The sequence below is a fragment of the Cytobacillus sp. EB106-05-05-XG126 genome, from assembly GCF_058791715.1.
The window spans coordinates 217,473-229,818 of record NZ_JBYTDU010000002.1 but is presented as its reverse complement, the minus strand read 5'-3'; the positions used below and the strand labels follow the sequence as shown (position 1 = coordinate 229,818).

Genomic DNA, 12,346 nt, shown 5'->3' with positions numbered 1-12,346 from the left:
GCCGCGGCCGCAGACCATCTTATGCTTGTCGGGGCTGAACAGTCGCCTCCGCTTTTCTTTGTCCAGCTCCGGCTCCTGGCCCCTCGAGGTCATAAGCTGTTCTGCTCTGCGGCAAACTGCGCCGCGGCCGCAGACCATCTTATGCTTGTCGGGGCCGGGCAGTCGCCTCCGCTTTTCTATGAATACCAAAAATGGAAAGATGAAAGTTTGCCGAATAAAAAGAAGTTAATTAGTACAATTAAAAATGATGCTAAATTCCAGAGTGCTAAAGATTTTCCATATAAGCCCTTTCCTACTTTCATATAGAGATAAATACTATATAAAGCCAGGACAATGAATGAACCGATTACCTTGGAGTCATACCAGACCATATGCGGCAGTTTAATGTATGCCCACTGGATGCCTAAAATTAAACTTATCATCAGCATAGGTACACCGATTACATTTAATACATAGGACATATGTTCAAGCTTTGACAAATCCGTTATCCGGAGCAGCCTCGTTCCCCACTTTTTCCTTTTCAGCAAATCATATTGAATAAGATACAGCAATGAGAAAACGAAGGAGAGCGAGAAGGCTCCATATGAAAGTATCGCAACTGTTATATGAATCAGCAGCAGTTCTGATATGAGCTGCTGCGCTTTGACAGCCGAATCAATCTGCACAGGTGCGAATGTATGGATCGCCATTATGATAAAGCCGAGAACATTTGTAAAAAAGACGATAAAATCAACTCTAAGCAGCCTGTTAATTCCCAAAGAAAGAGTGATAAGCACCCAGGCATAAAAGTACAGGCCCTCAAAAATGGTCAATACGGGAAATCTTCCTGTATTAATCATATAAAGAATTAGGAACACCGTTTGAAGCACCCATACAAATGCAAGTAACCAGAAGGCAATTCTATTCGCCTTCCGGTTATGATGAAGAAAATCAATAAAATATAATAAGACACATAAGGCATACAGAACCACCGTGAATTCATGCAGCCGTGTCATATAGATGTCAAACATGGACAGAACCCCTTTTATGATTGAAAGGAAGTCTGCTGTGATTGAGCGAATGCGTGCTTTGGTTTAGCTGCTGCGTGCACGTTCTGCTGATCTGAAACAAGTTCTTCTATATTAAAGATTTTTACAAACAAATCTAATGCCTGTTCGGAATCTTTCTGTCCAGCCATTTCTTTAGCTTGTAAAATAGGATCCTTTAATAGCTGATTGATAATGCTCTTTGTATGCTTGTTCAGCACTTTTTTATCACGATCACTCAAATGCGGCAGCTTTCTTTCAATGCTTGTCATGGTTTCACTCTGTATAGCCAGTGCTTTCTCACGCAAGGCAGAAATGACCGGAACAACACCAAGCAGGTTCAGCCATTGCTTGAATTCAACAATCTCTCCTTCAATCATAAGCTGAATCTTTTCGGCTGCCTTTTTACGCTCCTGAAGGTTCGCTTCAACAATGCCTTCAAGATCATCAATATCATATAGGAAAACACTGTCCAGGTCTGCCAGTTTCGGATCCAGGTCTCTTGGAACAGCAATATCAACCATAAATAGAGGCTTGCCTTTACGCATTCTTTCTGCGTAAGCCATCATATCCTTTGTGACAACAAATTCTTTGGCCCCTGTAGAACTGATTAAAATATCAGCTTCAACAAGAGCACACTGAAGCTCATGCAGTGTTTTTGCCTGGCCCGCATAGCGGCTTGCAAGATTCTGTGCTTTTTCAAATGTACGGTTAATTACTGTTACTTTGCTGGCTCCGTTGGCATGAAGATTTTGTATTGCCAGCTCACCCATTTTACCGGCTCCTAATATTAGAACATGTTTATTTTCGAGTGATCCAAAAATCTTCTTAGCCAGTTCCACTGCTGCATAGCTGACAGATACTGCATTTGCTCCTATTTCCGTTTCGGAGTGTGCACGCTTAGCAAGCGTTACTGCCTGCTTAAACAAGTGGTTAAAGACGGTACCGGTTGAATTTTCCGATTGAGCTCCCAGGAAACTAGACCTTACCTGTCCTAAAATCTGTGTCTCGCCAAGGATCATGGAGTTTAGGCCGCATGCTACTTTGAATAGATGCTCTATTGCCCCATCCCCTTCATAAATAAATAGGAATGGAGAAAATTCATTCTGATCCATATTGAAATGTTCTGCCAAAAATTCCTTTATATAATAGCGGCCAGTATGAAGCTGGTCCACAACTGCATAAATTTCGGTCCGATTGCAAGTAGACAGAATGACATTCTCTAAAATGCTTTTTTTGTCATTTAAAGTCTTCATTGCCTCGCCCAATTGTGAAGGATTAAAGGTTAGACGTTCACGGATTTCAACAGGGGCAGTTTTATAGTTAAGACCGACGACTAAGATATGCATTGAAATTGACACCCCCAGAATTATTGCCTAGTTCATTAATATTAATTATATCATTTCTATTTTTTCAATTAATGCTTAAATGTGAACAGATAATGAACACATATGATACTATATTTTAAACAGGAGCCTTGTATTAAGGTAATCTTAAAATAGACAAATACTCCCTTATGTACAGTAACAAAAAAACTTGCCGGATTCAAGTGAACCTTATTGGAAGTGGTGTTTTTCATGAAAAATCAGCGTATTTTCCCCGGAATTATTTTACTCGGATTTGGAGCCTACTTTTTTCTCCAGCAGAGCGAATTTACTGCCTTACAGTCTTATTATTCCTGGCCGACTCTTCTCATTATCGTCGGAGCAGCTTTTTTAACTCAGGGATATGGCGCCAGGGATTATGACTCCATATTGCCAGGGGTTATTTTAACCGGATTTGGCCTGCATTTTCATGTGGTGAACCGCCTCGAAATTTGGCCGGATCATATTGGTACATTCATTCTTATAATTGCTCTCGGCTTCCTCCTTCGGCATCAGAAAACAGGTGCAGGATTATTCCAGGGCATCTTATTCTTAATTCTTGCCGCATTGCTCCTGTTTTATGACAGAGTAGCTGAGTGGATGGGACTTCTTGAAAATGGCGTCTCTGATGTTTGGCAGTTTTGGCCAATCCTATTAATGTTAATTGGATTATATTTTTTATTATCAAAGAAAAAATAAAAGACAGGGATATTTAGCTTTTCCCTGTCTTTTACCATTCAAACTGTCTAAAGAACCGAATCCAAGAAATTTTTGGTTCTCTGCTCTCTTGGATTGTTAAACAAGTCCTCCGGGTGTCCCACTTCTACAATTCTTCCGTCATGCATATAGACAGCCCAGTCTGCCACTTCTCTTGCAAAGCCCATTTCATGCGTGACGACGACCATTGTCATGCCTTCCAGGGCCAGTTCCTTCATTGTGGAAAGCACTTCCCCCACCAGCTCCGGATCCAGTGCCGATGTCGGCTCATCAAAAAGCATGATATCGGGCTTCATTGCCAGTGCCCTTGCAATGGCTACACGCTGCTTTTGTCCGCCTGAAAGTTTTGATGGGTATACATTCTCCTTGTCAGAAAGCCCAACTTTTTTTAATAGCTCCTGGGCATCGTTTTTCACTTGATCCTTAGGAAGCTTTTTCACATGCAAAGGTGCTTCCATCACATTTTCGAGAACAGTCATATGAGGAAATAAATGAAAATGCTGAAAGACCATTCCTACTTTTTCTCTTACTTTATTTAGGTCATGTGTTTCTTTCTCAACCTTTTCACCCTCAAAAATGATATTGCCGCTGTCCTTTAATTCAAGAAAGTTCAAGCAGCGGAGCAGTGTGCTTTTTCCGGACCCGCTGGCACCAATCAGGCAAACAACATCGCTTTCCTTCACTGTTATGTCAATGTCTTTCAGGACATGGAGATCCCCGAATGATTTGTTCAATTTTTCTACCTTGATCATGTACGATTCACTCATTCCTCATTCCTCCTCAATCACTGCTTGCCATTCTTTTCTCAATCATATTTACAAGGATGGAGAAAATAAGTACAAGTACTAAATAGTAAACAGCTACGATCAGCAAATAGCTCATGTAGTCATATTCATTGGAACCATATGTTGTTGCCACGTTAAAGAGCTCGTACATGCCGATGAAGGAAGCCAGTGAGGAATCCTTCAATGCAATGATAAACTGATTCCCAAGAGGCGGCATAGCCCGTCGGAATGCCTGAGGAAGAATGATTCTTCTCATCGCAAGGCCGGCAGTCATACCCAGTGAACGTCCTGCTTCCATTTGTCCTTTGTCGATGGATTGAATGGAGCCCCTGAAAATTTCGGCTATATAGGCACCGTTGTGAAAGGCAAGTCCAAGCACAACCGACCAAAACTGTGAAATATCCAGCGCTGTCAATCCGAAATAGAAAATGAATATCTGGACAACAAGAGGAGTTCCCCTCACAAGAAAAATATAGATGTCTGCAATCCATTCCAGAACTTTCACTCTTGATATCTTTAAAAAAGCAAAAAACAACCCGATAAAAATAGCAATAAACACCGATACAATGGTTAATTGAAAGGTTAAGAGCATCCCCTTTAAAAATACGGGATATGTATCAATAAACTTTGTAAATAAATCCACAAAAATCCCCCTTCAGATGGCAATTTCATTCTGTGTAAAAAAACAAAACAGGCGAATGTCTAATACACATCCGCCCGCAATGTTATTCCTTCTCAGGATCAACTGTTATATCTTCACCGATATATTTTTTGCTGATTTCTGTGAGTGTTCCATTCTCGCGAAGTGTTTCAAGAGCTTCATTCACTTTTTCGAGCAGCTCTTTATTATCCTTTGCAACTGCAATTGCCTGCTCACTGCGGCCAAGCAGCTCTTTGCCTTCAATTTTCATTCCGGCGCCAATTGCTTCTTTGCCTGTAACAAAATCAGTGATAACAGCATCATGTTTTCCCTTGCTCAATGCTTCCAGGGCGACAACATCACTGTCATAAAACTGAATGTTATCTGTCACTTCCTCTGCATTTGATGTGTATGTTGATCCTTTTGATACTGCAATCTCCTTGCCTTCAAGATCAGACAGTGTCTCAATCGTGCTATCCGGACGCACATATATTTGCGGGCCTGAATAGTAATATGGAGTTGAAAAATTGACTGCTTTCAAACGTTCTTCAGTAATAGTGTGGCTGGCTACCGCTGCATCAAAACGGCCTGACTTAACTCCCTCCACTATACCGCCGAACTTAAATTTATTCTGAACCGGCTCAAGCCCGAGTTCTTTTGCTACAGCCTCTGCTACATCAATATCAAAGCCGCTCATGCTTCCATCATCATTTGTATAACTAAAAGGTTTGAACTCTCCCGAAGCCGCATATGTAAATTTGTCTTCGTCTACTAGATCCATTCCGCTTTTAGAAGCTTCCTCTGATCCGCATGCAGCCAGGACCAATACAAAAGCAGCTGCTATGATTCCTTTTAACCAATGTCTCACTAGTCTAAATTCCCCCTTCAGTATCTCTCTTTTTAATGTGCCCTTTAACTCTATCATCATTTATGAATATTCTCAAAATTCATATTTTATGATAATTTATGAAATAAAAGTATATAAGCTGTTCTCATTAACTGATCATCTGCAGACTCCAACATAACTCCATATTCTCCCGTATCCTTGAGATTCCTTACCTTTCGACAAAATTAATATACAGTTAATACCAAATGCGCAGTGAAATACAGGTTATCTCTAATACCCATTTCCAGGACGAAAGACCTGAATGGAGAAAACAAAAAATCCCGCTGCAAATGCTGCGGGATTTTTATTTACATATAGCTTTTTAATGCGGACCAGGCCTGGTCTTTCCCATAACCTGTTTCAGAGGAAAACATAATGATCTGATCATTCGGATCGATATCCAATGTTTCTTTCGTGATTTTCATATGTTTTTGCCACTTGGATTTCGGTATTTTATCCGCTTTTGTGGCAATTACAACACAGGGAATTTCATAATGCTTTAAAAAGTTGTACATCATGATATCGTCACTTGTAGGGGGATGGCGCAAATCAACAATCAGCACAACTGCTTTTAACTGCTCTCTGTTTGTTAAGTATGTTTCTATCATCTTTCCCCAAGCTTCACGTTCCTTTTTGGATACCTTTGCATACCCATAGCCCGGAACATCAACAAAGTGAAGAATTTCGTTAATAAGGTAAAAATTCAGGGTTTGTGTCTTCCCCGGCTTAGAGGATATTCTGGCAAGTCCCCTTCGATTAAGCATTTTATTAATGAAAGAAGATTTGCCGACGTTTGAACGGCCGGCTAGGGCAAATTCCGGCAAATCACTTTCAGGATATTGATCAGGCTTAACAGCACTGATGACTATTTCTGAGCTGGTTACTTTCATGCTTGTGCACCGCCATTCAGGGCATGTTTCAAGACTTCGTCCACATGTGATACCAAAACGAAATCAAGTTCTTCCCTGATGCTTTCAGGGATATCTTCAATGTCTTTTTCATTATCTTTAGGGAGGATGATCTTCGTCAATCCTGCACGATGGGCGCTCAATGATTTTTCTTTCAAGCCGCCAATAGGAAGCACCCGGCCTCTTAAAGTAATTTCCCCTGTCATTCCCACTTCTTTACGGATTGGTTTTCCTGAAAGAGCAGAAACCAGGGCGGTAGTAATTGTTATTCCTGCAGATGGGCCGTCTTTCGGGACAGCACCTTCGGGAACATGGATATGAATGTCATGCTTTTCATGGAAATTCTCATCAATGCCCAGTTCTTTAGCTTTTGAACGAACATAACTGAATGCCGCTTGAGCAGACTCTTTCATCACATCCCCCAGTTTGCCTGTAAGAACGAGCTTTCCTTTTCCGGGTGAAAGGGATACTTCTATTTGTAGGGTATCGCCGCCAACTGTTGTATAGGCAAGCCCTGTCGCAACGCCAACCTGGTCTTCAAGCTCAGCCTGACCATAGCGGTATTTTGGCTTCCCAAGAAACTCTTCAGCATTTTTTGCATTCACAATCACTTTCTTCTTTTCCCCGGATACAATAATTTTAGCCGTTTTTCTGCAGATAGTAGCCAGCTGGCGCTCCAAACCGCGGACTCCTGCCTCACGGGTATAATAGCGCACTACCTTCTGAAGTCCATCCTCACGAATCTGAAGCTGGGATTTCGAAAGACCATGCTCTTTAATTTGCTTAGGCAGCAGGTGGTCTTTAGCTATGTGAATCTTCTCCTGCTCTGTATAGCCTGCAATTGTGATAACTTCCATTCTGTCCAGCAGCGGGCCAGGGATTGTGCCAAGATTATTGGCTGTAGCTATGAACATGACCTTTGAAAGATCATAGGTTTCTTCAATGTAATGATCACTAAAATTATGGTTCTGCTCAGGGTCTAAAACCTCCAGCATAGCAGATGAAGGATCCCCGCGGAAATCAGAGGACATTTTGTCGATTTCATCAAGCAGGAATACAGGGTTAATCGTCCCTGCCTTTTTCATGCCCTGTATGATTCGGCCAGGCATGGCACCAACATAAGTTCGTCTATGTCCGCGAATCTCAGACTCATCCCGGACTCCGCCGAGTGATACTCGGACGAAATTACGGTTTAGCGATGTTGCAATAGAACGTGCAAGACTTGTTTTACCGACACCCGGAGGCCCTGAAAGGCATAGGATTGGTCCCTTAAGGGAGTTCGTCAGCTTTTGCACTGCGAGGTATTCCAAAACCCGTTCCTTTACTTTTTCGAGGCCGTAATGGTCTTCATTCAGGATTCTCTCAGCCCTCTGAATATCCAGGTCATCATCAGTTGACTTCGACCATGGCAATGTGACAAGCCACTCAATATAATTACGGATAACCGCGCTTTCGGCTGAACTGGATGGAACCTTTTCGTAGCGATCCAGTTCTTTTAAAGCGGTAAGCTGGACATGCTCAGGCATACCGGCGTTTTCAATCTTTTCCGTCAGCTCAGCGATTTCTCCTGTCTTGCCTTCCTTATCCCCAAGTTCTTTTTGGATTGCCTTCATCTGTTCACGCAGATAATATTCCTTCTGCGTACGTTCCATTGATTTTTTTACACGCTGGCCAATCTTTTTTTCAAGGTTCAGAACTTCTTTTTCATTATGGATGATTTCAATAACCTGATTCATGCGCTCTTTAACATCAATGGTTTCAAGTATTTCCTGTTTTTCCTTTAGCTTTAAAGGCAAGTGGGAAGAGATGATATCTGCCATACGCCCCGGCTCTTCTATATCTGCTACAGAAGAGTAAGTTTCAGCTGATATTTTCTTCGATACCTTTATGTATTGCTCAAAATATTCAAGCATAGTCCTCATCAATGCCTGATCTTCTACGTCCTTTGTCTCAGGATCCTCAAAAACCTTAACACTAACGGAATAATGTTCAGTTTCGTCCTGAAAATCAATGATTTGCGCTCTCTTAAGCCCTTCAACAAGAACACGGATTGTACCGTTTGGAAGCTTGAGCATCTGCTTGACACGTGTGAGCGTGCCCATTCCATAAAGATCATCTTCTGATGGTTCATCTATAGATATATCCTTTTGTGTTGTTAAGAAAATTAAATGGTCATCTACCATTGCTTTTTCCAGAGCCTGAACCGATTTCTCACGGCCTACATCCAAATGCAGAACCATGGTCGGATAAACGAGCAAGCCCCGAAGCGGCAGGAGGGGGACGATGATTTCTTTCTTTTTCGCCATTCCATTGCACCTCCAAAATGCATCTTTTTAACCCCATATTGCTAATAATTTCTTTGTACAATTCTATCGTATTTAAATAGCAGTGTCTATTAAAGAGAAATAGCGGAAAGCCGTATTTCAATGATATTCATTTATAATTACACTTTATCCTTCTTTACGCAAATAAAACTTCGGTTTGTAGCCTAAACTGCAAACCGAAGTTTCTGACCGCGATTAGCGGAGGCGTTTATACAGCGGGCTTTCAGCAACTGCAAACCGGGCCACACATCATATGCTTTCTTTTTTCTTTAATTCGATTGAAGCAGTTACAGCCTGCTCTTTGAGATACTCTTTTTGAAGCGCTGCCTCAAATACCTCATTCAAATGAGATACCGGGATGATCTTAATTCCTGTTATCTCCTTTAAGATGGATTGCATATTTTCTTTTGGAATGATTACTGTCTGTGCTCCCGCTTTTTTGGCAGCCTTCACCTTTGGATATACGCCTCCGATTGGCTTTACATACCCATGAATGCTGATTTCCCCGGTCATAGCAACAGTATTGTCAACTGGCCGTTTATAAACGGCAGAATAAATCCCTGTCGCCATGGCAATGCCGGCTGAAGGACCGTCAATTGGAACTCCGCCAGGGAAGTTGACATGAATATCATATTCGTCAGCCGGGACGCCCATCGATCTCAGAACGGTAATAACATTTTCAATTGAACCCCTGGCCATACTTTTTCTCCGGATTGACTTTCCTTGGCCGCCAATGCTTTCTTCTTCCACTATGCCTGTAATATTAATGCTGCCCTTCTCCTTTGCAGGAATCACAGTAACTTCAATATCCAGCAGAGCACCTGTGTTCGGCCCATATACCGCCAGTCCGTTGACAAGGCCAACAGCAGAATGGGAATTGATTTTTCTCTCCATTCTCGGTGAAAGCTGACTCGATTGGACAACCCACTCAATATCTTCATCTTTTATGTAATCACGGTCCTCAGTAATTGCCAAACCCGCAGAGATTTGAATCATATTTACCGCTTCGCGTCCATTTCTTGCATAATTAGCAAGAATGCCAAGCCCCTTTTCACTAACAGCGAGATTGACCTTTGCCGCAGCTTTTCCAGCTACAGCTACTATCTCTTCTTCAGCTAACTCCCTGAAAAATACCTCCATGCATCTGGAACGAATGGCAGGCGGAATTTCATTAGGTGTTCTGGTAGTTGCACCGATCAGGCGGAAGTCCGCAGGCAGGCCATTTTTAAAAATATCATGAATATGGGTTGGTATTTGAGTGTTTTCTTCATTATAATAAGCGCTTTCCAGAAATACTTTCCGGTCTTCAAGCACTTTCAGGAGCTTGTTCATCTGAATGGGGTGAAGCTCACCGATTTCATCAATAAAAAGCACGCCGCCATGTGCATTTGTAACAGCACCCTGTTTAGGCTGCGGAATTCCCGCCTGTCCCATCGCCCCTGCCCCCTGATAGATAGGATCATGAACAGAACCTATCAGGGGATCCGCAATACCCCTCTCATCAAATCTCGCAGTAGTGGCATCCAGTTCGATAAAAACAGAAGCTGCCTTAAAGGGTGATTTTGCATTTTTCTTGGCTTCTTCCAGAACCAATCTGGCCGCAGCCGTTTTTCCCACGCCCGGTGGACCATAAATAATAACATGCTGAGGATTGGGTCCGCACAATGCTGCTTTCAGAGATTTAATTCCATCTTCCTGCCCCACAATGTCAGCAAAACTGGATGGACGAACTTTTTCTGATAAAGGTTCAGTTAATGAAATGGAACGCATCTTTTTTAATACATCCATTTCTTTCCTTGATTCACGGTCGATAGAAACTTTCTGTGTCCGCTGGCTCCTAAGCAAATTCCAAAAATAAAGCCCAATGACAATTCCAAAAAACAATTGGATAAATAAAGCGATCCCCGTCCAACTCATTGTGTTCCCTCCTGCATTATTGTTCTCGTTAATAATGCTAGTATCTCCCTGACTGAGTTGGAATAAACAAGGAATTCATTTAAAAGTAAGGTAAGAAAAAGGGTCAGAAAGGCGAAAAAAAATGGCCATACCCCGCAGGGACTGGCCATTTTTTCAATTACGCTGAAGTCTTGCGCTCTTCTTCTACGACTGTACCGTCCTCCAAAACAAGCTTAGGAGAACCATTATCGATAACCGTTTCTTTCGTAATAATGCATTTTTTAATATCTTCGCGCGAAGGAAGATCAAACATTACATCCAGCATAATGCCTTCAATAATGGAGCGCAGTCCGCGGGCACCTGTTTTTCTTTCAATTGCTTTTTTAGCAATTTCCTCAAGTGCGCCTTCTTCGAACTCAAGCTCAACATCATCTAATTCAAGCATTTTTTGGTATTGTTTGACAAGTGCATTTTTAGGTTTAGTTAAAATCTCAATTAAAGCCGCTTCATCAAGCTGGGAAAGGCTTGCAATAACTGGAAGACGTCCAATAAATTCAGGAATTAATCCGAATTTCAGCAAGTCTTCAGGAAGCACTTTTGCAAGAAGATCCTTTGGCTCGATTTCTTTTTGATTCTGGTCGGAACCAAAGCCAATTACCTTTTGGCCTAAACGGCGTTTAATAATTTGCTCAATGCCATCGAAGGCTCCGCCGCAAATAAACAGGATATTGGTCGTGTCAATCTGGATAAATTCCTGATGAGGATGCTTGCGGCCGCCTTGTGGCGGTACGCTTGCAACTGTTCCTTCAAGAATTTTCAACAGCGCCTGCTGCACACCTTCACCAGATACATCACGAGTTATAGACGGATTTTCCGACTTACGTGCAACTTTATCAATCTCATCAATATAAATGATTCCTTTTTCTGCCTTTTCCACATCATAATCTGCTGCCTGAATAAGTTTTAGGAGGATATTTTCAACATCTTCCCCGACATATCCGGCTTCAGTTAATGATGTCGCATCTGCAATAGCAAATGGAACATTAAGAATACGAGCCAATGTCTGAGCCAGCAAGGTTTTACCGCTTCCAGTCGGCCCGATCATGGCAATATTACTTTTAGATAGTTCAACTTCATCAATTTTGCTGTTGGAATTGATGCGTTTATAGTGATTATATACGGCAACAGACAGCGATTTCTTCGCCTGCTCCTGGCCAATTACATATTCATCCAGAATATCGCGGATTTCAGCCGGCTTTGGCACATCTTTGAACTCCACTTCTTCTTCTGTTCCCAGTTCTTCTTCCACAATTTCAGTGCAAAGCTCAATGCATTCATCACATATATATACTCCAGGCCCAGCAACAAGTTTGCGGACCTGATCCTGTGTCTTGCCACAGAAAGAACACTTCAATTGCCCTTTTTCGTCATTAAATTTAAACAAATCCTTCACCCCTTGAAAAAACTTCAAAACGATATATAAAGCTTGCGAAGTCACATGCATTTAGTTCTTTGTTCAGCCATAGAAAGGTTGGGAATGAAAGCGGACACTGTGTCATTGCACTTGCAAACAGGCCTCTTTAATCATTCACACTTTCGTAAAAATCAAAACCTTCAGCAGTTATGTATTGCATTGTAACACATTTTTACAGTGGACAGGAAATGATAACTCTTAAAACATTTCAATTATGTATGCATGCATGTGATGGGACTTCGCAAAGATAAACCAGGCTGAATTTTATATGTACTTTCATAAGCTTAACCAAAAATGGCTAAATTAAGTCGGCCCTCTGGACCGATA

10 protein-coding genes are annotated in these 12,346 nt (G+C 41.8%); 1 reads left to right on the top strand and 9 read right to left on the bottom strand.

What is annotated here, in order from left to right; all coding sequences use genetic code 11:
* Nucleotides 1–176 precede the first annotated feature (176 nt).
* Entirely contained in the window at nt 177–1,010 is an 834-nt protein-coding gene (locus AC3WTL_RS11545; RefSeq protein WP_035332624.1) for a cytochrome c biogenesis protein, read from the bottom strand.
* A gap of 14 nt (nt 1,011–1,024) precedes the next feature.
* Entirely contained in the window at nt 1,025–2,374 is a 1,350-nt protein-coding gene (hemA, locus tag AC3WTL_RS11540) for a glutamyl-tRNA reductase (protein ID WP_163143688.1), read from the bottom strand.
* Nucleotides 2,375–2,602: 228 nt separating this feature from the next.
* On the opposite strand from hemA, the gene AC3WTL_RS11535 reads away from it, so the two are divergent.
* Nucleotides 2,603–3,088, top strand: coding sequence for a LiaI-LiaF-like domain-containing protein (locus AC3WTL_RS11535; protein WP_222497640.1), 486 nt, complete (start codon nt 2,603–2,605; stop codon nt 3,086–3,088).
* 47 nt (nt 3,089–3,135) lie between these two features.
* On the opposite strand, the gene AC3WTL_RS11530 is transcribed toward AC3WTL_RS11535, so the two are convergent.
* The 7 genes from AC3WTL_RS11530 to clpX all read right to left on the bottom strand — a co-directional run bounded on the left by AC3WTL_RS11530 (nt 3,136) and on the right by clpX (nt 11,989).
* Nucleotides 3,136–3,873: an amino acid ABC transporter ATP-binding protein gene (locus AC3WTL_RS11530; protein WP_048011017.1), complete on the bottom strand. Its 738-nt coding sequence runs from the start codon at nt 3,871–3,873 to the stop codon at nt 3,136–3,138.
* A gap of 13 nt (nt 3,874–3,886) precedes the next feature.
* Nucleotides 3,887–4,534 (bottom strand): amino acid ABC transporter permease, encoded by a 648-nt coding sequence (locus AC3WTL_RS11525; protein WP_035332627.1) that lies wholly within the window; start codon nt 4,532–4,534, stop codon nt 3,887–3,889.
* Nucleotides 4,535–4,616: 82 nt separating this feature from the next.
* Complete coding sequence (locus tag AC3WTL_RS11520) at nt 4,617–5,399, bottom strand: transporter substrate-binding domain-containing protein (RefSeq protein ID WP_048011019.1); 783 nt, start codon at nt 5,397–5,399, stop codon at nt 4,617–4,619.
* 326 nt (nt 5,400–5,725) lie between these two features.
* The gene (gene yihA, locus AC3WTL_RS11515) at nt 5,726–6,307 is read right to left on the bottom strand and encodes a ribosome biogenesis GTP-binding protein YihA/YsxC (protein ID WP_222497639.1); all 582 of its coding nucleotides are present in this window, start codon (nt 6,305–6,307) and stop codon (nt 5,726–5,728) included.
* Nucleotides 6,304–8,631, bottom strand: coding sequence for an endopeptidase La (lon, locus tag AC3WTL_RS11510; protein ID WP_222497638.1), 2,328 nt, complete (start codon nt 8,629–8,631; stop codon nt 6,304–6,306). Before lon ends, yihA begins: the two co-directional genes overlap by 4 nt.
* Nucleotides 8,632–8,898: 267 nt before the next feature.
* Nucleotides 8,899–10,566 (bottom strand): ATP-dependent protease LonB, encoded by a 1,668-nt coding sequence (lonB, locus tag AC3WTL_RS11505; RefSeq protein ID WP_492369435.1) that lies wholly within the window; start codon nt 10,564–10,566, stop codon nt 8,899–8,901.
* A 157-nt stretch (nt 10,567–10,723) separates the two neighbouring features.
* Nucleotides 10,724–11,989: an ATP-dependent protease ATP-binding subunit ClpX gene (gene clpX, locus AC3WTL_RS11500; protein ID WP_076257323.1), complete on the bottom strand. Its 1,266-nt coding sequence runs from the start codon at nt 11,987–11,989 to the stop codon at nt 10,724–10,726.
* Nucleotides 11,990–12,346 lie beyond the last annotated feature (357 nt).

Excerpts from the sequence above, each read along its gene's own strand:
- AC3WTL_RS11545 (WP_035332624.1), bottom strand. The coding sequence starts at position 1,010 with ATGTTTGACATCTATATGACACGGCTGCATGAATTCACGGTGGTTCTG.
- hemA (WP_163143688.1), bottom strand. The coding sequence starts at position 2,374 with ATGCATATCTTAGTCGTCGGTCTTAACTATAAAACTGCCCCTGTTGAA.
- AC3WTL_RS11535 (WP_222497640.1), top strand. The coding sequence starts at position 2,603 with ATGAAAAATCAGCGTATTTTCCCCGGAATTATTTTACTCGGATTTGGA.
- AC3WTL_RS11530 (WP_048011017.1), bottom strand. The coding sequence starts at position 3,873 with ATGAGTGAATCGTACATGATCAAGGTAGAAAAATTGAACAAATCATTC.
- yihA (WP_222497639.1), bottom strand. The coding sequence starts at position 6,307 with ATGAAAGTAACCAGCTCAGAAATAGTCATCAGTGCTGTTAAGCCTGAT.
- lon (WP_222497638.1), bottom strand. The coding sequence starts at position 8,631 with ATGGCGAAAAAGAAAGAAATCATCGTCCCCCTCCTGCCGCTTCGGGGC.
- lonB (WP_492369435.1), bottom strand. The coding sequence starts at position 10,566 with ATGAGTTGGACGGGGATCGCTTTATTTATCCAATTGTTTTTTGGAATT.